The organism is Vogesella sp., from assembly GCF_046297735.1.
GTDB lineage: Bacteria > Pseudomonadota > Gammaproteobacteria > Burkholderiales > Chromobacteriaceae > Vogesella > Vogesella urethralis.
Genome location: NZ_JBKBHK010000005.1, coordinates 265,522 through 284,900 on the forward strand (window position 1 = coordinate 265,522; position 19,379 = coordinate 284,900).

The window sequence follows — 19,379 nt, forward strand, 5'->3', positions numbered from 1 at the left end:
CACTACAGAACGTATGTCGAAAATTAGCAACAACTGGTGAATCATGTTTCGTGACTATAGGTAAGCAGCTTGCCGTATGTCAACGCCAAGCGGTCAAAGTTCACACAAAAACACAACACCTTTGAGCCAAAATTTATCGAAACAAACTAGACTCAGTTGCAATCAAACAACAGGCGCAACCCGCCGTTTCAATAAGGGAACCGGTTGTAGCACCGTACCCTGGTACTGTTCGCTGAAATCATTCAGCCCTTGCAAGGCCTGCGCCGCATCACGATCGGCACGTACGGCAAAGGCGTCAAAACCGACTTGTGCCATGTACGACAGCTGATCGCGCAGCACATCGCCAACGGCCCGCAGCTCGCCCTGAAAGCCCAAGCGCTCGCGCAACAGGCGGGCAATGCTGTAACCGCGGCCATCGGCAAAGCCCGGGAAGTCTATGGCGATCAGCGCCAGCACGGAAAGCTTGTCGCCCAGCACGGCGGGGTCATGATCCGGTGCCAGCCACACCGCAGTGCGGCCGCTGCGCGCCGACGGGTTGCTTTCAAGATAGACAGCCAGCGGCAAAATGACATCTTCCTGAGCAGAAAAAGCTTCCTCTGCATCGCGTACCAAGCGCCAGTTATCGTCGCTGACGACGGCGCGATTTTTAATGAGATTTTGCATACACGCGCTCCTTGAACGGCTCGATGCCGATACGGCGTACGGTTTCGATGAAGCGCTCGCCTTCCTGGCGCTGCTCGACGTACAGGGTCATGATCTTTTCAAACGCAGCGGGTACATCCGCCTGCGCGAACGACGGGCCGATCACCTTGCCGATGGCAGTGTAGTTGCCCTGGCTGCCGCCCAAGGTGATCTGGTACCACTCCTGGCCGTTCTTATCGACGCCCAGAATGCCGATGTTGCCAATGTGATGGTGACCACAGGCATTCATGCAGCCGGAGAAGTTGCAGTCGATGTCGCCCAGATCGAACAGGTAATCAAGGTCGTCAAATTTGCGCTGGATGGCCTCGGCCACCGGGATGGAGCGCGCGTTGGCCAGGTCACAGAAGTCACCGCCGGGACAGCAGATGATGTCGGTCAGCAGGCCGATGTTCGGCGTGGCAAAGCCGTGCTCGCGCGCCAGTTGCCACACGGTGTACAGGTCGCTTTCCTTGACGTCCGGCAGAATCAGGTTCTGCTCGTGCGCAGAACGGATCTCGCCAAAACCGAAGCGGTCGGCCATGTCGGCCACCACGTCCATCTGGTCAGCGGTGATATCGCCCGGCGGCACGCCGGTTTTCTTCAGCGACAGCACCACCGAGCGGTAACCAGCACGTTTGTGGGCGCGGGTATTGCGCTCTACCCAGCGGGCAAAGGCGGGTTCGGCCAGTTTGTCGGTAAACTCGGCAGGGTTGGCCGCCAGTGTTTCATACGCAGGGTCAGTAAAGAAGCTGGCGTAGTAAGCCACATCGGCGTCTGTCAGCGTGGACGGGCCGTCTTTCAGATGCAGCCACTCGTCTTCCACCTTGGCAGCAAAGCCTTCCACGGTCATCGCCTGTACCAGGATCTTGATGCGGGCCTTGTACTTGTTGTCACGACGGCCGTAGCGGTTGTACACGCGCAGCACGGCGTCCAGGTAGGTGAGCAGATGCTGCGGCGGCAGGAACTCGCGCACCACTTTGCCGACAATCGGGGTACGGCCGAGGCCGCCCCCCACCAACACGCGGAAGCCGACTTCACCGGCGTCGTTGCGTACCACGTGCAGGCCGATGTCGTGCACCTGGGTGGCGGCACGGTCGTCGGCACTACCGGACACGGCGATCTTGAACTTGCGCGGCAGGTAGGCGAACTCAGGGTGCAGCGTGCTCCACTGGCGGATGATCTCGCAGTAGGCGCGGCCATCAATCAGCTCGTCGGCAGCGACACCGGCAAAGGCGTCGGTGGTGGTATTGCGCACGCAGTTGCCGGAGGTCTGGATGGCGTGCATTTCCACGTCGGCCAGCTCGGCCAGGATGTCCGGCACGCGGCCCAGTTCCGGCCAGTTGAACTGGATGTTCTGGCGCGTGGTGAAGTGGCCGTAGCCACGGTCGTACGTGCGGGCAATGTGGGCCAGCTTGCGCATCTGGCGGCTGGACAGGTGGCCGTAGGGAATGGCGACGCGCAGCATGGGCGCGTGACGCTGGATATACAGGCCGTTCATCAAGCGTAGCGGGCGGAATTCTTCTTCCGACAACTCGCCGGCCAGATAACGCTGGGTCTGGCTGCGGAACTGCTCTACCCGCTCGCGCACCAGGCGGAAATCGACTTCATCGTACTTGTACATGCAAAGCTCTCTCGGTGGGGGTTGGCCGCATACCGCGGCCAACGTATGCCTGTCAGGCCGGGCGCTTGAGCGGGCTGGCTTTTACGTGCAAACCACACTCTTTGGATTCGGGGTTTTCCCACCACCAGCGGCCGGCGCGAACGTCTTCACCGATGGCGATGGGGCGGGTACAGGGAGCACAGCCGATGGACGGCACGTGCTTGTCGTGCAGGGCGTTGTACGGCACATTGTGCTCGCGAATGAAAGCCCAGATGTCTTTTTCGGTCCACTCGATCAGCGGGTTGTATTTCATCAGGCCGTTGTCTGCGTCGTGCTCGCGGTCGCCCAGGTCTTGCCGTGTCGGCGACTGCTGACGGCGCAAGCCGGTAATCCAGGCATCCAGACCGGACAGTGCACGCTTGAGCGGCTCGATCTTGCGGATGTGACAACAGGACTTGCGCAGCTCGACACTGTTGTAGAAGGCGTTGATACCGTTGGCGTTGACGTAAGCTTCCAGCGCGCTGGCGTCCGGGTAGTAAACGCGGATCGGGTAGGCCGGGTAGGCTTCGCCCACCTTCTGCATCAGCTCGTAGGTTTCCACCGGCAGACGGCCGGTATCGAGGCTGAAGATACGGATGGGCAGGGACAGTTTGGCGATCAGGTGGGTCAGCACCATATCTTCGGCGCCAAAGCTGTTAGCCAGGGCCACGCTGCCGTGCGTGCGGGCAATTTCCTGCAGCAGGGCTTCGGTCTGGGCAAGCTTGTCGGCAAGGCTCATCGGGTGCCTCCTGGGCATACGGACAGAGTGTGCCATGGTAGCCAAAGGCTTTAAATCGGAAAAGAATATTGTGTTAGTATTTAATTACTTTCGGTTTTAAAGGGACGCGCGATGAAATTGCAGCAATTACGCTATCTGGTGGAAGTGGCCAAGCAGGGGCTGAACGTGTCGGAAGCCGCCGAAAAACTGCACACCTCCCAACCCGGCATTTCCAAGCAGATCCGTCTGCTGGAGGACGAGCTGGGCATCCAGGTATTCATCCGCAACGGCAAACGCGTGGTTGCCGTGTCCGAGCCGGGCAAAGAGGTGCTGCGCATCTCGGAACGCATCCTGCGCGAAGCACAAAACCTGAAGCGCGTCGGCGACGAGTTTTCCAAGGAAGCCGAAGGCGCGCTGACCATCGCCACCACGCACACCCAGGCCCGCTACGCGCTGCCATCCGTGATCGCCGAATTCGTGCGCCGCTACCCCAAAGTACGTCTGTCGATCAAACAGGGTAGCCCGACCCAGATCTGCGACATGGTGGTATCGGGCGAAGCCGACCTGGCCATCGCCACCGAAGGCATTGCGCTGTACAAGGAACTGGCCATGCTGCCCTGCTACGAGTGGAACCGCAGCATCGTGGCGCCTGCCGGCCACCCGCTGCTGGCGCTGGGCCGCCCGCTGACACTCGAAGACATCGCCAGCTACCCGATCATTACTTACGACTTTGCCTTTGCCGGGCGCTCGCGCATCAACCAGGCCTTCACCGACGCGGGAAAAGCGCCGAACGTGGTGCTGACCGCCATCGATACCGACGTCATCAAGACCTACGTCAAGCTGGGCCTGGGCGTCGGCATCATCGCCAGCATGGCGTTTGAGCCGGAGCGTGATATCGGCTTGCAAGCGCTGGACGCCAGCCACCTGTTCGAGCCGTCCACCACCAAGATCGGCATCCGCAAGGACGCTTACCTGCGCGGCTACGCTTACACCTTCATCGAACTGTTTGCGCCGCACCTACACCGCAAGGAAGTAGACAGCGCACTGCATCACGGCGACGACGAAGAATAAAGCACGCCGTGTCGGGCGCGCCTTACCAGCAAGCGCCCATGAAAAAAACCCGCCACTAGGCTAATGCCAGTCAGTTAGGCGAATGTACTTGGCCATCAATTGGTAGGGCGTGAGTGAAGCGCCCCATCCCGTTGGCGCGAGCCGGTCAAAATGGTGTGCCCCAGGTTTTAAGACGCCGATTTGTTTGAGCCCCGAGCCGTTAGAGAGGGGCGAGTTCGGCGGCGCCTGGGGCGTGCCATTTTGAACGGAGTTTCGAGCAGCCCCGGGTTGCGGGGGAATGAAAAGGGGGCGGCAATCCGCCCCCTTTCCCGTTTGCCGGGCGGAACCGGCATCTAATCATCGTCCGCATAGCGGACGCAAAAGCACTCCTGAGCGCAGCAAACCTCTAGTCAAAAAATGCCAGTCAGCATTAACTGACTGGCATTACGCCACTAGGCGGGTTTTTTTGCAGCTAGCCTTGCGGCCAACCTTACAGCGTCAGACCACCCGTCACTTCGATGGCAGCGCCGTTGATGTAGCTGGCTTCGTCGGAGGCCAGCCAGGCGTACACGTTGGCGATCTCTTCCGGCTGCGCCATGCGCTTCATCGGCACCTTGTCTTCCATGGCCTGGATCACTTTTTCCGGCATGGATTTCAGGATCGGGGTAGCCACGAAGCCCGGGCAAACCGCGTTGGCACGAATGCCCTTCTTGCCCAGTTCTTTGGCCCAGGTTTTCACGAAGCCGATCACGCCGAACTTGGACGCCGCGTAGTTAGTCTGGCCGAAGTTGCCGTACACGCCCACTACCGACGATGCGTTCAGGATGACGCCGGCGCCTTGCTCGATCATGGTATCCACGACCGCTTTGGTGCAGTTGTAAACGCCCTTCAGATTGATGTCGATCACCTTGTCGAACTGGTCTTCGGTCATCTTGATCAGCTGGGCATCCATCACGATACCGGCGTTGTTGACCAGCACGTCAATGCGACCGAACTGGGTTTTCAGCGCGCCAACCATGTCGGCGATCTGGGCCTTGTCGGTCACGTCAACCTTGTAGCCTACTGCTTCGCCGCCGGCAGCTTTCAGCTCTTCCACCACGGCGTTGACGGCGTCCAGATTAATGTCGCACACGGCAACGATGGCGCCTTCTTTAACAAACTTCTCGGCAGTGGCCTTACCGATGCCGCTGGCACCGCCGGTAATGATGGAGACTTTCCCTTTCAAGCGCATAATTCTTCCTTTGCATTCAGTTGCAGGCGACCCGATTGTCGACCGGACTTCATCTCCACCACCGACCATCGTGGGTCGAGTCCCTGTTTTTATTGTCTGTCTTCTCTTGCTTGTGTGTGGCGCGTCACTACAGGACTTTTGCAGTGCACAACCATCTTGCGCTGCAATATAGCGCATGGCGCCATAGGCGGTAAAGCAAACGCTCTATGCCTTCCACAAACGAGGGGGAGCGCTGTGGCGCCTTTATCGCAGCGCAAAAAAAGGCAGCTGCCGCTGCCTTTTTGCTGCCCCTGCACATGCCGTGCAGATGATGCAATCTGATTACTCCAGACCTTTGCTGGCCAGGTAGTCTTCGTAATTGCCGGTGTAGTAGTCGTAGCCGCCATTGCCATCCAGTTCCAGGATATGGGTGGCCAGCGAGCTCACAAACTGACGGTCGTGCGAAACAAAGATCAAGGTGCCCTTGTACTTTTCCAGCGCCATGTTCAGGGCTTCGATGGATTCCATGTCCATGTGGTTGGTCGGTTCATCCATGATCATCACGTTCGGCTTCTGCAGCAGCAGCTTGCCGTACAGCATGCGGCCCTTCTCGCCACCGGACAGTACGCGCACGGCCTTGTCCACATCATTGCTGCCAAACAGCAGGCGGCCCAGCGTACCGCGAATCACTTGTTCGTCGTCGCCTTCCTGGCCCCACTCGCGCATCCATTCGGTCAGCGTACGGTCGGAATCGAACTCGGCTTCGTGGTCCTGCGCGAAGTAGCCGATCTGGGCTTTTTCTGCCCACTTGATCATGCCGGCATCCGCGGTGATGCCCTCGGCCAGCGACGTTTCGAAAGCACCAGCCAGCAGTTTCACCAGTGTGGATTTACCGGCACCGTTCGGGCCGATGATGGCCAGGCGTGCGCCGGCTTCCAGGATGAAGCTCAGGTCTTTCAGCAGCACTTTCTTGTCGTAAGCCTTGCACAGGCCTTCCACCTCCACCGCCTGACGATGCAGCTTGAACTTGTCGTCCATCTCGAAACGGATGAACGGGCTCTGACGGCTGGACGGCTTCACTTCCACCATGTCGGCCTTCAGCTTGTCCACTTGCTTCAGACGGCTGGTGGCCTGACGTGCCTTGGATTTGTTGGCCGAGAAGCGGGCCACGAACTCCTGCAGTTCCTGGATACGTTCCTTGGCCTTGCTGTTGGACGCCAGCTGGCGCTCGCGGGCCTGGGTGGACGCGATCATGTAATCGTCGTAGTTACCCGGGTAGATGCGGATGGTGTTGTAGTCCAGGTCGGCCATGTGGGTGCACACCGAGTTCAGGAAGTGTCGGTCGTGCGAAATGATGATCATGGTGGAGTTGCGCTCGTTCAGCACGTGCTCCAGCCAACGGATGGTGTTGATGTCCAGGTTGTTGGTCGGTTCGTCCAGCAGCAGAATGTCCGGGTTGGAGAACAGTGCCTGGGCCAACAGCACGCGCAGTTTCCAGCCAGGCGCCACTTCGCTCATCGGGCCGAAATGCTGCTCGACCGGAATGCCGACACCCATCAGCAGCTCGCCAGCGCGGGCTTCGGCGGTGTAGCCGTCGTACTCGGCAAACTTGGCCTCCAGTTCGGCGGCATGCATGTAGTCGTCTTCGGTCGCTTCCGGGTTGGCGTAGATGGCATCACGCTCGCTCATCGCTGCCCACATTTCGATATGACCTTGCAGTACCACGTCGATAACGCGCTGGTCTTCGTAAGCAAACTGGTCCTGGCGCAGTTTACCCAGACGCAGGCCGCTTTCGATGGCGACTTCACCGCTGCTTTGCTCCAGGTCGCCGCCCAGGATCTTCATGAAAGTGGATTTGCCGGAGCCGTTGGCACCGATCAGGCCATAGCGGTTACCTTCGCCGAATTTGACCGAAACTTTCTCGAAAAGCGGCTTGGCGCCGAACTGCATGGTAATGTTGCTTGTCGTAATCACGCGGATAATTCCTCTGCCAGTCTCTGAATGTGAACCGGAAAACCGTGCATTTTAGCACAAAATCCCTTGCAATCAGCGTGTTGCGGCCAACGTGCATTGCTTGCGCCGCAATAGCGGAATTCCGCTACAATCAGTCATCCCATTCAATCCACTTCATATAGGCAGAAGCTATGCTTACCGGCAGCCTTGTTGCTCTGGTCACCCCGATGTTCGAGGACGGCCAGGTCGATTTCGAATCGCTCAAGCGTCTCGTAGATTTCCACATCGATAACGGTACCGACGGCATTGTGGCCGTGGGCACAACCGGCGAATCCGCCACGCTGGGCGTGGAAGAACACATCAAAGTAGTCGAGGCCGTGGCCAAGCATGCCGCCGGCCGCGTGACCGTGGTAGCCGGCACCGGCGCCAACTCCACCGCCGAAGCCATCGAACTGGCACGCTTGGCCAAATCTGCCGGCGCCAGCCAAACCCTGTCCGTGGTGCCGTACTACAACAAGCCCACCCAGGAAGGGATTTACCAGCACTTCCGTACCATCGCCGAAGCGGTGGATATTCCGGTAATCCTGTACAACGTGCCGGGCCGTACCGTCGCCGACATGAGCAACGATACCGCGCTGCGCCTGGCCCAGATCGACAACATCGTTGGCCTGAAAGACGCCACCGGCGATATCGGCCGCGCCTGCGACCTTGTAATGCGCGCACCGGCAGACTTTGCGCTGTACTCCGGCGACGACGCTACCGGCATGGCATTCATGCTGTGCGGTGGCCATGGCGTGATTTCCGTCACCGCCAACGTAGCACCCAAGCTGATGAGCCAGCTGTGCGTAGCAGCGCGCGGTGGTGATACCGCCGCTGCCCGCGCCATCAACGATCAGCTGCAAGGCCTGCACAAGCAGCTGTTCTGCGAGCCAAACCCGATTCCAGCCAAATGGGCGCTGCACCGCCTGGGCCTGATGCCGGCCGGCCTGCGCCTGCCGCTGACCCCGCTAAGCGAGGGTGCCGTCGCCACGGTGGAAGCCGCCATGAAGCAGGCTAACGTCCTGTAAACCATGAAGCCCGCAATGAACAAGACCCTGATTTCCGGCCTGCTGTGTGCAGGCTTGCTGAGCGCGTGCGCCAGCAGCTCTTCCGACCTCAAATACGAGTTCAAGTCGGATACGCCCAAAACCAAGACTTCGCTGGAAGTACCGCCAGACCTGACGGCCCCGACCCAGCGCGACCGCTACCCCATTCCGCAAATCGCCACCCAAACGACTGCAACCTCGGTAGCCAGCCCGGCTACTGGCGCGGTAGTTGCCAAAACCGCCACGGTAGAACGTGCCGGCACACAACGCTGGCTGAGCGTACCGGGCAAAAGCCCGGCCGAGATATGGCCACTGCTGAAAGCGTTCTGGCAAGACAATGGCTTCGTTATCCAGAACGAAAACCCGGATATCGGTTACATGGAAACCGACTGGGCGGAAAACCGCGCCAAACTGGGCAGCACCGTGGTGCGCGGCCTGCTGGAAACCGTGGGCTTGGGTAGCGTGATGTCCACACCGGAACGTGACCGCTTCCGCATCCGTATCGAGAAAACCGAAACCGGTACCGATGTGTTCTTCAGCCATCAGGGTATGTACGAGATCTACATCAACGAAGCCAAAGAAGATACCCGCTGGCAGCCACGCCCGACCGATCCGGAAATGGAGGCTGTCTTCCTCAGCCGCTTCCTGGTCCGCCTCGGTGTAGATGAGGCCGACGCCACGAAAGCCGTAGCCCAAGCACAAATCAGCACCCAGGCCCGTGCCCGACTCGACAATGGTGCCATCGTGCTGGACGACAGCTTTGATCGCGCCTGGCGGCGTGTCGGCCTGGCACTGGAGCACAATGGTCTGGCCATTACCGACCGTGACCGCACTCTGGGTGCCTACTTTGTCAAACCGGCAGACGACGAGATACAGAAAGCCAATGCCAACAAGCCTGGCAGTGGCGTGATCTCCAAACTCGCGTTCTGGAAAGACAATGCCCCGGCTGCAACCCCGGTCAGCACCAACCTGCGCGTGCAACTCACCCGCATTGGCGACAGTCAGGTACGCATCGAGGTGCGCAGTGCTGACAACCAGCCCGCTACCGACAAAGGCCTGCAGACCCTGCTGCAGCAAATGGTCAACGAGCTGAAGTAAGTTTCCGGCCCGCTTGCCGGGCCTGACAAAACAAAGCCCGCTGTCGCAAGACAGCGGGCTTTTCTTATGCGGCCAACCCTGGCTCAGATGGTTTTCGAATACCGCGCCGTGGTAGTACGCTCGCGCAGGTGGCGGTCGAACACCATGGCGATATTGCGGATCAGGAAACGGCCTTTCGGCGCCACCATCAGGAAGTCGCCATCGAAGGTCAGCAGCCCTTCTTGCTGGAAAGCACGAATCTTCGGTAACTCGTCGGCAAAGTAGTCGGCAAAATTGATGGCGAAGGTCTGCTCGATAGCCTCTACCGACAGCGAGAAACGGCACATCAGCGCCTGGATCACGCTGCGGCGCAGAATGTCATCCTGGGTCAGCGTCATGCCACGCAGCACCGGCAGGTGGCCGGCATCCAGCGCTGCATAGTAGGCGTCCAGTTCTTTCTCGTTCTGCGTGTAACAGGGGCCGATCTTGCCGATGGACGACACACCCAGGCCGATCATGTCGCAATCGGCGTGCGTGGAGTAACCCTGGAAGTTACGCTGCAGCCGGCCTTGCTGCAGCGCACGGGTCAGCTCGTCGTCCGGCTTGGCAAAATGGTCCATGCCGATGAACACATAGCCGGCTTCGGCCAGTTGCTGTACCGAGTTCTGCAGGATGTCCAGTTTGGTGGCGGCCGACGGCAGCTCGTCCTCATTGATGCGGCGTTGCGGCATGAACACCGACGGCAGGTGCGCGTAGTTGTATAGCGCAATCCGGTCTGGCGACATCGCAATCACCCGACTGACGGTGTTTTCCAGCGAGTGCGCCGTCTGCTTGGGCAGGCCGTAGATCAGGTCCACGCTGATAGACTTGAAACCCGCTTCGCGCGCCGCGTCCATCACCACCCGGGTTTCTTCTTCGCTCTGGATGCGGTTCACCGCCTGCTGTACAGCCGGGTCGAAGTCCTGGATACCGATGCTCATGCGGTTGAAGCCCAGCTGCGCCAAGTGCAGCACGGTGTCGCGGCCAACCTTGCGCGGGTCGATCTCGATCGAGAACTCGCCCTCCGGCAGCAGTTCGAAATGCTGGCGGATGATGCTCATCACCCGGTCAAGCTGCGCGTCGGACAAGAAAGTAGGCGTACCACCGCCAAAATGCAGCTGGATAACCTTCTCGCGACTACCCAGCTTCTGCGCCACCAGGCGGATTTCCTTTTCCAGATAGTCCAGGTAGGCATCGGCGCGGCTTTTGTCTTTGGTGATGATCTTGTTACAGCCGCAGTAGTAGCAAATGGTGTTGCAAAATGGCACATGCACGTACAAAGAGATCGGCCGGTGGTTAGCGCCAATGGCGCGTTGCTCCAGCCAATGCTCGTAATCGCTGACCCCGAAACCGCCATGAAAACGGTCCGCAGTCGGATAAGACGTATAGCGCGGGCCGGAGCCTTCCAACCTTTCGATGAGTTCTCTATCGAATACGCACTGGGTCGGCGTGAAATTTATGGTGGGTGTCATAGTTAATCTGGTTGGAAAACCGGTGGTGGGCTGGTAAATTTGCGGCATTGACACTTTTTTGGCATTGACGCGCATCAAGCGAGGCCGCTTGCTTGGCGAAATTCACGCTATGACTGACCACACCCACACTCTGCACACCCTGAAGGTGTCATGTTCCAATTGCAGCCTGCGCGAGCTGTGCCTGCCGGTAGGCTTGAACCGCGATGAGATGGCGCAACTGGACGCCGTGATCCGTCAAAGCCGCCGCCTGAAGCGCGGTGAATACCTGTTCCGCTCCGGCGAGGGGTTCCGTTCGCTGTACGCGGTACGCACCGGCTATTTCAAGACCTGTGTTTCCAGCCAGGACGGCCGCGAACAGGTTACCGGCTTCCACATGTCTGGCGAGCTGATGGGCCTGGACGGCATCTCGTCCAACCTGCACGGCTGCGACGCCATCGCGCTGGAAGACAGCGAAGTGTGCGAACTACCGTTCAACCGCATGGAAACCCTGGGCCGCGACATCCCCAGCCTGCAACACCACTTCTTCCGCCTGATGAGCCGCGAGATCGTGCGTGACCAGTCGGTGATGCTGCTGCTGGGCAATATGAAAGCCGAAGAGCGCCTGGCGGCCTTTCTGCTGAACCTGTCACAACGCCTGTCGGCGCGCGGCTTTGCCGCCAACGACTTCATTCTGCGCATGAGCCGCGAAGAAATCGGCAGCTTCCTGGGCCTGAAGCTGGAAACCGTCAGCCGTACGCTGTCCAAGTTCCAGCAGCAAGGCTGGCTGGCCGTGGACCACAAACACATCAAATTGCTACAGCCGGAAGAACTGAAACGGCTGGTAGCAGGCTGCTCGCAAGCCCAGCATTAAGCCCCGTTGCTATCAGCATGACACGCCCCGCCAAACGCGGGGCGTTTTGCTGGGTGTTACAACACACCAATGGCCAACGCTGCGGCCAAGGTAGCGCCCAGTTCGGCGGCAGCGGCCAGATCCTCAGCGCCGGGTTGGCCGCGCACACACAAGGTGGGCAGTGCCTGACGCCAGCCGTAGCCGGTGGCAATACGGCTGATGGCACGCTCGGCGCCGCTGCCATCGTTACCGGCACTGATCAGCAAGGCCCAAGGCAGGCCCTCGGTGCGACCTTGCGCCGGGTAATAGGTGCGGTCGAGGAAATCCTTTAGCGCGCCGGACATATAGCCGAAGTTTTCCGGCGTGGCGAGCAATAGCGCCTGGCAGCCCAGCAAGTCGTCGATGCCGGCCTGCAGCGCCGGCAGCATGCGTACCGTCACGCCGTCTTCGGCACCGGCGGCCTTGGCCGCCGCTTCGGCCAGCGCCAGCGTATTGCCGCTCTGGCTACTCCACACCAGCAGCAAGGTCTTCATGGCCCCAGCCTCGCCAGCAACGGTGTCAGCAGCGCGGGTTGCGGCCAACTATCAGGCACCACGAAGCCGCGCGCCACCTCGTACCAGTCGCCGTCGGCGCCCGCTTGCAGCTCGGCCAGCAGCCACGGCGTGTCACTACCGACCAGGCTGGCACGCATGGCCGTTTCGTCCAGCGTCATGCCGACCTCGCAACGGGCCGGCGCCAGCCATTGCAGCCGCGGCAAGGCCCGCCAGCGGCTACCGGGCTGCGCGGGCCAGGTGTCGCCCTGCCGGCGCCACCAACCACGGCAGGCGGCCTCGGAAAGCGCAGCATCGAGTGGCGCGGGATGATCGGGAAAGAACAGCCAGCCGGTGAGCAGACTATAGGCCGGCGCCTCGTCAAACCCTGGCGGCAGCACGGCGGCAGGGTGACGCGATAGCGCCAGCTGCTGGCCCAGTTTGCGGTATTTCAGCCACCAGGCGTCGCGCAGGCCAGGCCCCACCAGCGCGTGGGGCGGCGCGGCCAACTGCAGGTAGAACTTGCTGGCAGTTTCCAGGTGACAGGGTTGGCCGTTGATGCGCAGCAGGAAGTCGAACTCGCCGACGGTACGGCCATCGACGCGCACCGGCAGGTTGGCCGCCACCAGTTCGATATGCGGCGCCAAGCGGCACCAGAACGCCAGCAACGCCTCGGCGTACAAGCCCAGCCGGCGGGTGGGGTGCGCCTCCAGCCAGGCCAGCAGCGGCGCCGGGTTGGCGTCCAGTGCCCGCAGCTGCGGCCAACCCTCGGGTCCCAGCAGGCTACCAGCCGGCAGCGCCGCCCCGCTATGCCACGGCGGTGGCGCGGTCAGCAAATACGCCAGATCGCGCACCGGCTGCTGGCGCAGGGTAAGACACGCCGCCAGCGCCGGTAACACGGTGTTACTCCTGTTCCGGCCGACGCAGCGGTTTGCCGTCGGCGGCACGTTGCACCTGCTTGAAGAAGCCCCGCAGGATGTCGATTTCCTCGCGCAGCACGCCAGCGCGGTTGAACAGGGCGCGCATGCGGCGCATCAGGCGCTCGCTGTTGCGACGCTCGAAGTAGCCGATCTGCGCCATGGTCTGGTCGAGGTGGCCGCACATGCCTTCCACCTCGGCCATGGTGGCGGCCTCGCCTTCCGGCTTCAGGTAGTTGACGTCGAAGCCGGTGTGGCTGAACAGCTCGTAGGTCATCACCTGCACCGCCATCGCCAGGTTCAGCGAGAAGTAATCGGGGTTGCCCGGCACGGTGATCAGGCGGTTGCACAGTTCCACTTCCTCGATCGACAGGCCGAAGGTCTCGTTGCCGAACACCAGCGCCACCTGCTCGCCGTCGCGTGCCCGCGCGATCAGCTCCGGCGCGGTCTCGCGCGGGGTGGACAGCGGGGTGGTGAGTTCGCGGCGGCGGCTGGTCAGCGCGCAGGCCACGGTAACGTCGGCCAGCGCTTCCACCAGCGTCGGCACCACGGTAGCGTGCTGCAGCACATCTACCGCGCCGGAGGCCAACACGTTGGCCTCTTCGCTGGGAAACACTTTCGGTTCAACCAGATACAGGCGGGTGAGGCCCATGGTTTTCATCGCCCGCGCCGCCGAGCCGATGTTGCCCGGGTGATTGGGCCGCGCCAGCACGACGCGAATGTTCTTTAAAAAATCAGGTACTTGGGGTTTATTCATCGGGTAATTTTGAGTAGAATCGCGGGCTATTCAAAAACACTGCGGCCAACGCGGTGTTTTTCGTTCCTTAACCCAGACAGTTTACGACCAGCGCGCAACCCGCAAGGGCGGCGCTTGTCGTCATGATTTTAGAGGCCGTCAATGCATCCAATGCTCAATGTCGCGGTAAAAGCCGCTCGCCGTGCAGCCAACGTTATCCAGCGTGCATCGCTGAACCTAGATACCGTGCGTGTTGAAAAGAAAAAACACAACGACTTCGTGACCGAGGTCGACAAGGCTGCCGAACAAGCCATCATTGAGGTCATCCTGGATGCTTATCCGAAACACGCTATCTTAGCAGAAGAGACCGGCGGCCGCGGTCTGGGTAGCTCCGAGTACGAGTGGATCATCGACCCGCTGGATGGCACCACCAACTTCATCCACGGCCATCCGCAGTACTGCATTTCCATCGCGCTGGCACACCGCGGCCAGATCCAGCAAGCCGTAGTCTACGACCCGAACCGTAACGACATGTTCACCGCCAGCCGTGGCGTGGGCGCGTTCCTGAACGACCGCCGCATCCGTGCGTCCAAGCGCGTCAACATGAATGAATGCCTGATCGCTACCGGCTTCCCGGTAGTTGACCAGAGCATGCTGGATACCCACCTGGCCATCCTGAAAGACGTGATCGGCAAAACCGCCGGCGCCCGTCGCGAAGGCTCCGCCGCGCTGGACCTGTGCAACGTGGCCTGCGGTCGCGTAGACGGTTTCTTCGAATTCAACCTGAAGCCGTGGGACATCGCCGCCGGCAGCCTGATCGTGCAAGAAGCCGGTGGTATCGTCACCGACATGCACGGCGAGCAAACCTGGTTTGAAAGCGGCGACATCGTGGCCGCGCCGCCGAAAGTCCTGGGCCAGCTGCTGCCGCTGATCGCCCCGCACGTGAAGAGCGCCTAAGTCGCCCTTCCCCGCTAACGCCCCCGCGCTGCTTGCAGCCGGGGGCGTTGTCGTTACGGGAACCGCTGCGCCACTGTTTTATCGAAAGCAGCAAGGAGATGCCCATGCCGGTCAATCACAAAAAACTGCAAGGCAGTAAATGGACTGCCGTGACCCCGCGCGAGCGCGAGAAGCACTTTCTGGTGGTGAAGGTGGAATACGACGCAGACGACGCGCAGAAACCGCTACGTGTCACCTTGGAAGCGGTCTTGTCGCGCCGCCACTTCACGCTGCCCTGGCGCGAGCTCGGCGATACCGACGAATGGCAGCCTGGCTGGCTATAGGCCCGCAGGCACGGTCTTGCTGGTAAGGCCGAGGAACAACACCACCAAAGGCTCGAACAGTTCGGATTCGGTGGCGGCCAACTTCAGCCGCTGCCGGGTCAGGTCGCGCGACAGATGGCGCGACAACCAGTTGGTTTCGTTGATCACCCACGCCAGCTCCTGCCACAGCGGCTCATTGCCCTCGCCTTCCAGCGCGTGCTTGGTCAGCATGTCCAGCCCGACGCTGTTGAAGGCCCGCTGGATAGTGTTGAGCCGCATCGCCAGATGGCCGAATAGCTGCCAGCCAGTCTCCCCCATCGTCTGCGACTCGATGTGCTGCATCACCTCGTGTACCCGCGCAAAACGCAACAACAGCTGGTGCAGCGACGACTGCAGCGCGTCCACCGGCTGCAACAGGCCGCTTTCGCGCGGCAGGCGCGCCGCCCGCAGCTGTGCCGGCACCCGCACCGCCGCCGAAAACTGGCCCGGCAGCAGCTTCAGCGCCACTTGCAGCTGGCCGACCGGCTGGCGGGCGTGCTCGAAAATGCCGGCCGCCATTTCAGCGAACGCCAATACCTCGGCATTATGGCCCACCGCCTCGCCGCGCAACTGACGCGGGTAGCCGCTGCCGTCCACCCGTTCGTGATGCTGCAGGATCAGATTGGCCACCTCCGGCGGCACGGCGCGCAGCTCGCTGGCCCAGACGTAACCGATCAGCGGGTGGGCATCGAACTGGCGCCAGGCATCAGCCGACAACGGCCCGCCCTGCTGCCAGATGGCAGGGTCCAGGTACAGATAGCCCACATCGTGCAGCAGGCCGGCCAGCAATAGCTGCTGGGCATCGCGTGGCGACGGCGCCAGGCTCCACGCCAGCGCCGCCACGCGCAGGCTGTGGCGAAAGACGTCAGGGAAACGGTTGCCGATCAGTTGCAGCGCCTGCGCGGCCAACGGCGGCAGCGACAGCACGGCAAGCTCGCGTTGCAGCGTGCGTTGGCCCTGGTCCAGCCAGGCTGCCAGCAAAGGATCGTCGGCCAGCAATTGCTGCATGCCCTCGCGCAGGCGGGCCAGCAAGCTGGACGTATCAACCTGCAGCTGGGTTTCCAGCGGCTGACGCAGGCGATGGTTGGCCAGCAGCTCGCTGCTGCGGCTATCCAGGCGAGCGCCACGCGCCAACAGTTTGGTGCCGTTGGCCGCCAGAATGTCCTGGCTGGCCTGCACCGCGACCTGGCCTTCTGCCGCTTGCAGGTTGGCCAGAAAATGCTGATTGACGCTTTCCAGCGTCAGCAATGACTCCGACTCGCGATGCATGTCATTCGCTCAGTTCTTCGCAATAATTCAATAAAGCAAACTTTTAAACAGTCGCCCAGCGAAATGTCGATTCCATGACAAAGCCCCGGTGGGCACAGGGCCGACCGGGGCTGGAAAACCGCAAGACTACATACTTACTTGCTGGCGCTGCCCATGTCTTTGGACAGGAAGAAGGCGTCGGAGAAGAACTCGTCTGCCGGCAAGCAGCGCTCGCTGGTAAAGCTGTTATGGGCGGCTTCCACCATCACCGGTGCGCCGCAAGCGTAGACCTGGTAGCCGGCCAGGCTGGCGAAGTCGTCCAGCACCGCCTGGTGCACAAAGCCGGTACGGCCCGGCCAATTGTGTTCCGGCAGCGCGTCGGATACCACCGGGATGAAAGTGATGTTGGCGTGCTGTGCCTGCCACTGGCCGGCCATCTCCGCCATGTACAGGTCGGCCGGAGTGCGGGCGCCCCAGTAGAAGACGATGGGGCGGGTAATACCCTGGTGAATGGCGTGCTCGATGATGCCCTTGATCGGGGCAAAGCCGGTACCACTGGCCACCATGATGATGGGCTTGTCGGAATCTTCGCGCAGGAAGAACGAACCCAGCGGGCCCTTGAAGCGCATGATTTCCTTCTCCTTCATGGTGTTGAACACGTAGTCGGAGAACGAACCGCCCGGCTGATGGCGGATGTGCAGCTCAATGAACGCATCGTCGTGCGGCGCGTTGGCGATGGAGAAGCTGCGCTTCTTGCCGTCCTTCATCAGGATATCGATGTACTGGCCGGCCCTGAACTGCAGGCGTTCCGACACCGGCAGCTTCAGCTTCAGTACCGCCACATCGTGGATTTTCTCGATTTTTTCCACGCGGCACGGCAGCGTCTTGATCTGGATATCGCCCACCCCAGCCACTTCGCGCGCCTCGATGGTGATGTCACCCTTGGGTTTGGCACAGCAGAACAGCGCCATGCCCTGGGCGCGCTCGCTGGCGGACAGCGCCTTGTCCTGCGCACCACCGTGCTCTACCTCCCCCTCGACCACTTTGCCCTTGCAGGCGCCACAGGCACCGTCGCGGCAACCGTAAGGCAGGCCTACAGACTGGCGCAGGGCCGCTTCCAGAATGGTTTCATGGGCTTCCACGGCGAAAGCATGGCCGCTCGGCAGCACCTTTACCTGACACGTCATCTTCTTCCCTTAAACTTCGATAGAATGGCCAGCATGCCTACCTTGCTGATACTGGGCAGCGGCGATATCGCCCGGCGCGCCCTTCCCGAGCTTACCCGCCAGTGGCGGGTGATTACCGTCATCCGCCGGCCGGAACAGGCCGCCGCACTGCGAGCGCTGGGCGCCCTGCCGCTGCTGGCCGATCTGGACGACAAACGCAGCCTGTCGCGTCTGGCCGGCCTGGCCGACGCCGTACTGTATACCGCCCCGCCGCCGGAACGCGGCGTGATCGACCCCAGAATGCGCAAGGTCTTGTCGCAACTGGCAAAAACGGGGAGTCTACCACAGCGTTTCGTCTATATCAGCACCAGCGGCGTGTACGGCAATGCCGATGGCAAGTGGCTGCACGAGACCGCGCCGCTGCGGCCAACGTCAGACCGCGCCCGCCGCCGCGTAGATGCCGAACGCTGCCTGCGCGCCTTTGCCGTGGCGCATGGCACCACGCTCACCATCCTGCGCGCCCCCGGCATCTACGCCGCCGAACGCCTGCCGCTGACCCGCCTGCAGCAAGGGCTGCCGCTGATCGACGCACACGAGGACAGCTACAGCAACCACATCCACGCCGACGACCTGGCGCGCCTGTGCGTAGCCGCCCTGCGCCGCCGCCACGGCGTGCGCGTCTACAACGCCTGCGACAGCCAGCCGCAACCGGTGGGCGAGTGGTACGACCAGCTGGCCGACACGCTGGGCTACCCGCGGGCACCCCGCCTGCCACGGGCCCAGGTGCAGCAGCAGGTGTCGCCGGGGCTGTGGTCGTTCCTGGCCGACTCGCGCCGCCTCAGCAATGCCCGCCTGTTGCGCGAGCTGCCGGGCTGCCTGCACTACCCGACCACCGCCCACTTGTTGCGCGAGCTGAAGCCGGCCTGACGCTGCGGCGCTATGCCGGCGCCGCAAGTTTCGGTAACATCGCGATCTTTTTGCAGTTTTTGAGTTTGCACATGGAAAACCCAGGCTTCAAGCGCGCCATCCGCAGCTTCGTGCTGCGCCAGGGCCACCTTACCGCGTCCCAACAGCGCGCCATCGACGAAGGCATGCCGAAATGGGGCATCGAATACCGCCCCGAACCGCTGGACCTGAACCAGGCTTTTGGCCGTGACGCGCCCAAGATCCTGGAGATCGGCTTCGGCATGGGCGGCGCCACCGCCGAGATTGCGGCCAACCTGCCGCAAAACGACTACCTGGGCGTGGAAGTACACAGCCCGGGCGTGGGCAACCTGTTCAAGCTGATCGAGGAAAAGCAGCTGACCAACCTGCGCCTGCTGCGCCACGACGCGGTGGAAGTCATCGACAACATGCTGGCCGACGGCAGCCTGGACGGCGTGCACATCTTCTTCCCCGACCCGTGGCACAAAAAACGCCACAACAAGCGCCGCCTGATCCAGGCGCCGCTGATCGAAAAACTGGTGAAGAAACTGAAGCCGGGCGGCTACCTGCACGCGGCTACCGACTGGGAAGACTACGCCATCCAGATTCTGGAAGTGTTCAACGGCAACGCCGAGCTGCAGAACACCGCCGCGGACTACGCGCCGCGCCCGGCCTACCGCCCGCTGACCAAGTTCGAAGCCCGCGGCATCCGCCTGGGCCACGGCGTGTGGGATATCGTGTTCACTCGCAAGTAAACACCCGTCACTGCCTGCGTGCAGCACCGCCAAACACCCCGCCTGCCCTGCA

At 61.6% G+C, this 19,379-nt stretch carries 19 protein-coding genes; 8 read left to right on the forward strand and 11 right to left on the reverse strand.

The annotated features are described in order from the left end of the window. Positions 1-162: 162 nt before the first annotated feature. The 3 genes from ACK4FZ_RS08755 to ACK4FZ_RS08765 are packed head-to-tail and all read right to left on the reverse strand — an operon-like array spanning position 163 to position 3,059. On the reverse strand, positions 163-663 hold the full coding sequence (locus tag ACK4FZ_RS08755; protein WP_409819918.1) for a DUF934 domain-containing protein: 501 nt from the start codon (positions 661-663) through the stop codon (positions 163-165). Beyond that, positions 647-2,302 carry a nitrite/sulfite reductase gene (locus tag ACK4FZ_RS08760; RefSeq protein ID WP_409819920.1) on the reverse strand — a complete coding sequence of 552 codons (1,656 nt, stop codon included), beginning with the start codon at positions 2,300-2,302 and terminating at the stop codon, positions 647-649. Before ACK4FZ_RS08760 ends, ACK4FZ_RS08755 begins: the two co-directional genes overlap by 17 nt. 52 nt (positions 2,303-2,354) lie before the next feature. Continuing rightward, positions 2,355-3,059: a phosphoadenylyl-sulfate reductase gene (locus ACK4FZ_RS08765; RefSeq protein ID WP_144372527.1), complete on the reverse strand. Its 705-nt coding sequence runs from the start codon at positions 3,057-3,059 to the stop codon at positions 2,355-2,357. Positions 3,060-3,170: 111 nt separating this feature from the next. On the opposite strand from ACK4FZ_RS08765, the gene cysB reads away from it, so the two are divergent. Continuing rightward, positions 3,171-4,109, forward strand: coding sequence for an HTH-type transcriptional regulator CysB (gene cysB / locus ACK4FZ_RS08770; RefSeq protein ID WP_144372526.1), 939 nt, complete (start codon positions 3,171-3,173; stop codon positions 4,107-4,109). Positions 4,110-4,578: 469 nt separating this feature from the next. On the opposite strand, the gene fabG is transcribed toward cysB, so the two are convergent. Together fabG and ACK4FZ_RS08780 are read right to left on the reverse strand one after the other, a co-directional pair. Next, on the reverse strand, positions 4,579-5,319 hold the full coding sequence (fabG, locus tag ACK4FZ_RS08775) for a 3-oxoacyl-ACP reductase FabG (RefSeq protein WP_409819923.1): 741 nt from the start codon (positions 5,317-5,319) through the stop codon (positions 4,579-4,581). A gap of 321 nt (positions 5,320-5,640) precedes the next feature. Next, positions 5,641-7,272, reverse strand: a complete 1,632-nt coding sequence (locus ACK4FZ_RS08780) for an ABC-F family ATPase (RefSeq protein ID WP_409819925.1) — start codon at positions 7,270-7,272, stop codon at positions 5,641-5,643. Positions 7,273-7,442: 170 nt separating this feature from the next. On the opposite strand from ACK4FZ_RS08780, the gene dapA reads away from it, so the two are divergent. Together dapA and bamC are read left to right on the forward strand one after the other, a co-directional pair. Beyond that, positions 7,443-8,318, forward strand: coding sequence for a 4-hydroxy-tetrahydrodipicolinate synthase (gene dapA / locus ACK4FZ_RS08785; RefSeq protein ID WP_409819927.1), 876 nt, complete (start codon positions 7,443-7,445; stop codon positions 8,316-8,318). Between the two features lie 15 nt (positions 8,319-8,333). After that, positions 8,334-9,434 carry an outer membrane protein assembly factor BamC gene (bamC, locus tag ACK4FZ_RS08790; protein ID WP_409819929.1) on the forward strand — a complete coding sequence of 367 codons (1,101 nt, stop codon included), beginning with the start codon at positions 8,334-8,336 and terminating at the stop codon, positions 9,432-9,434. 83 nt (positions 9,435-9,517) lie between these two features. Here bamC and hemN read toward each other — a convergent pair whose 3' ends face one another. Further along, positions 9,518-10,924 (reverse strand): oxygen-independent coproporphyrinogen III oxidase, encoded by a 1,407-nt coding sequence (gene hemN, locus ACK4FZ_RS08795; protein ID WP_409819931.1) that lies wholly within the window; start codon positions 10,922-10,924, stop codon positions 9,518-9,520. Positions 10,925-11,033: 109 nt separating this feature from the next. Here hemN and fnr point away from each other — a divergent pair, with 109 nt between their 5' ends. After that, on the forward strand, positions 11,034-11,774 hold the full coding sequence (gene fnr, locus ACK4FZ_RS08800) for a fumarate/nitrate reduction transcriptional regulator Fnr (RefSeq protein WP_409819934.1): 741 nt from the start codon (positions 11,034-11,036) through the stop codon (positions 11,772-11,774). A 56-nt stretch (positions 11,775-11,830) separates the two neighbouring features. Here the strand turns inward: fnr and ACK4FZ_RS08805 are convergent, their stop codons facing one another. From ACK4FZ_RS08805 to ACK4FZ_RS08815, 3 genes are read right to left on the reverse strand one after another with little or no spacing between them, the layout of a single operon-like run. Beyond that, entirely contained in the window at positions 11,831-12,286 is a 456-nt protein-coding gene (locus ACK4FZ_RS08805; RefSeq protein ID WP_409819937.1) for a flavodoxin family protein, read from the reverse strand. After that, the gene (locus ACK4FZ_RS08810) at positions 12,283-13,182 is read right to left on the reverse strand and encodes a DUF1853 family protein (protein WP_409819938.1); all 900 of its coding nucleotides are present in this window, start codon (positions 13,180-13,182) and stop codon (positions 12,283-12,285) included. Before ACK4FZ_RS08810 ends, ACK4FZ_RS08805 begins: the two co-directional genes overlap by 4 nt. A gap of 4 nt (positions 13,183-13,186) precedes the next feature. Continuing rightward, entirely contained in the window at positions 13,187-13,957 is a 771-nt protein-coding gene (locus tag ACK4FZ_RS08815) for an RNA methyltransferase (RefSeq protein ID WP_144372518.1), read from the reverse strand. A 141-nt stretch (positions 13,958-14,098) separates the two neighbouring features. Between ACK4FZ_RS08815 and ACK4FZ_RS08820 the strand changes: the two genes are divergently transcribed. After that, positions 14,099-14,893, forward strand: a complete 795-nt coding sequence (locus ACK4FZ_RS08820) for an inositol monophosphatase family protein (RefSeq protein ID WP_144372517.1) — start codon at positions 14,099-14,101, stop codon at positions 14,891-14,893. 104 nt (positions 14,894-14,997) lie between these two features. Beyond that, on the forward strand, positions 14,998-15,216 hold the full coding sequence (locus ACK4FZ_RS08825; RefSeq protein WP_409819942.1) for a TIGR02450 family Trp-rich protein: 219 nt from the start codon (positions 14,998-15,000) through the stop codon (positions 15,214-15,216). Here ACK4FZ_RS08825 and ACK4FZ_RS08830 read toward each other — a convergent pair. Together ACK4FZ_RS08830 and ACK4FZ_RS08835 are read right to left on the reverse strand one after the other, a co-directional pair. Then, complete coding sequence (locus ACK4FZ_RS08830) at positions 15,211-16,503, reverse strand: HD-GYP domain-containing protein (protein ID WP_409819944.1); 1,293 nt, start codon at positions 16,501-16,503, stop codon at positions 15,211-15,213. The genes ACK4FZ_RS08825 and ACK4FZ_RS08830 overlap by 6 nt on opposite strands. A 134-nt stretch (positions 16,504-16,637) precedes the next feature. Continuing rightward, positions 16,638-17,669: a CDP-6-deoxy-delta-3,4-glucoseen reductase gene (locus ACK4FZ_RS08835; RefSeq protein WP_409819947.1), complete on the reverse strand. Its 1,032-nt coding sequence runs from the start codon at positions 17,667-17,669 to the stop codon at positions 16,638-16,640. A gap of 33 nt (positions 17,670-17,702) precedes the next feature. On the opposite strand from ACK4FZ_RS08835, the gene ACK4FZ_RS08840 reads away from it, so the two are divergent. Further along, positions 17,703-18,575, forward strand: coding sequence for an SDR family oxidoreductase (locus tag ACK4FZ_RS08840; RefSeq protein WP_409819949.1), 873 nt, complete (start codon positions 17,703-17,705; stop codon positions 18,573-18,575). Positions 18,576-18,646: 71 nt separating this feature from the next. Continuing rightward, positions 18,647-19,327: a tRNA (guanosine(46)-N7)-methyltransferase TrmB gene (gene trmB, locus ACK4FZ_RS08845; protein ID WP_409819951.1), complete on the forward strand. Its 681-nt coding sequence runs from the start codon at positions 18,647-18,649 to the stop codon at positions 19,325-19,327. Positions 19,328-19,379 lie beyond the last annotated feature (52 nt).

Coding starts and splice junctions, on each gene's coding strand:
- ACK4FZ_RS08755 (WP_409819918.1), bottom strand. CDS start 663: ATGCAAAATCTCATTAAAAATCGCGCCGTCGTCAGCGACGATAACTGG.
- ACK4FZ_RS08760 (WP_409819920.1), bottom strand. CDS start 2,302: ATGTACAAGTACGATGAAGTCGATTTCCGCCTGGTGCGCGAGCGGGTA.
- ACK4FZ_RS08765 (WP_144372527.1), bottom strand. CDS start 3,059: ATGAGCCTTGCCGACAAGCTTGCCCAGACCGAAGCCCTGCTGCAGGAA.
- cysB (WP_144372526.1), top strand. CDS start 3,171: ATGAAATTGCAGCAATTACGCTATCTGGTGGAAGTGGCCAAGCAGGGG.
- fabG (WP_409819923.1), bottom strand. CDS start 5,319: ATGCGCTTGAAAGGGAAAGTCTCCATCATTACCGGCGGTGCCAGCGGC.
- dapA (WP_409819927.1), top strand. CDS start 7,443: ATGCTTACCGGCAGCCTTGTTGCTCTGGTCACCCCGATGTTCGAGGAC.
- bamC (WP_409819929.1), top strand. CDS start 8,334: ATGAACAAGACCCTGATTTCCGGCCTGCTGTGTGCAGGCTTGCTGAGC.
- hemN (WP_409819931.1), bottom strand. CDS start 10,924: ATGACACCCACCATAAATTTCACGCCGACCCAGTGCGTATTCGATAGA.
- fnr (WP_409819934.1), top strand. CDS start 11,034: ATGACTGACCACACCCACACTCTGCACACCCTGAAGGTGTCATGTTCC.
- ACK4FZ_RS08805 (WP_409819937.1), bottom strand. CDS start 12,286: ATGAAGACCTTGCTGCTGGTGTGGAGTAGCCAGAGCGGCAATACGCTG.
- ACK4FZ_RS08815 (WP_144372518.1), bottom strand. CDS start 13,957: ATGAATAAACCCCAAGTACCTGATTTTTTAAAGAACATTCGCGTCGTG.
- ACK4FZ_RS08820 (WP_144372517.1), top strand. CDS start 14,099: ATGCATCCAATGCTCAATGTCGCGGTAAAAGCCGCTCGCCGTGCAGCC.
- ACK4FZ_RS08825 (WP_409819942.1), top strand. CDS start 14,998: ATGCCGGTCAATCACAAAAAACTGCAAGGCAGTAAATGGACTGCCGTG.
- ACK4FZ_RS08830 (WP_409819944.1), bottom strand. CDS start 16,503: ATGCATCGCGAGTCGGAGTCATTGCTGACGCTGGAAAGCGTCAATCAG.
- ACK4FZ_RS08835 (WP_409819947.1), bottom strand. CDS start 17,669: ATGACGTGTCAGGTAAAGGTGCTGCCGAGCGGCCATGCTTTCGCCGTG.
- ACK4FZ_RS08840 (WP_409819949.1), top strand. CDS start 17,703: ATGCCTACCTTGCTGATACTGGGCAGCGGCGATATCGCCCGGCGCGCC.
- trmB (WP_409819951.1), top strand. CDS start 18,647: ATGGAAAACCCAGGCTTCAAGCGCGCCATCCGCAGCTTCGTGCTGCGC.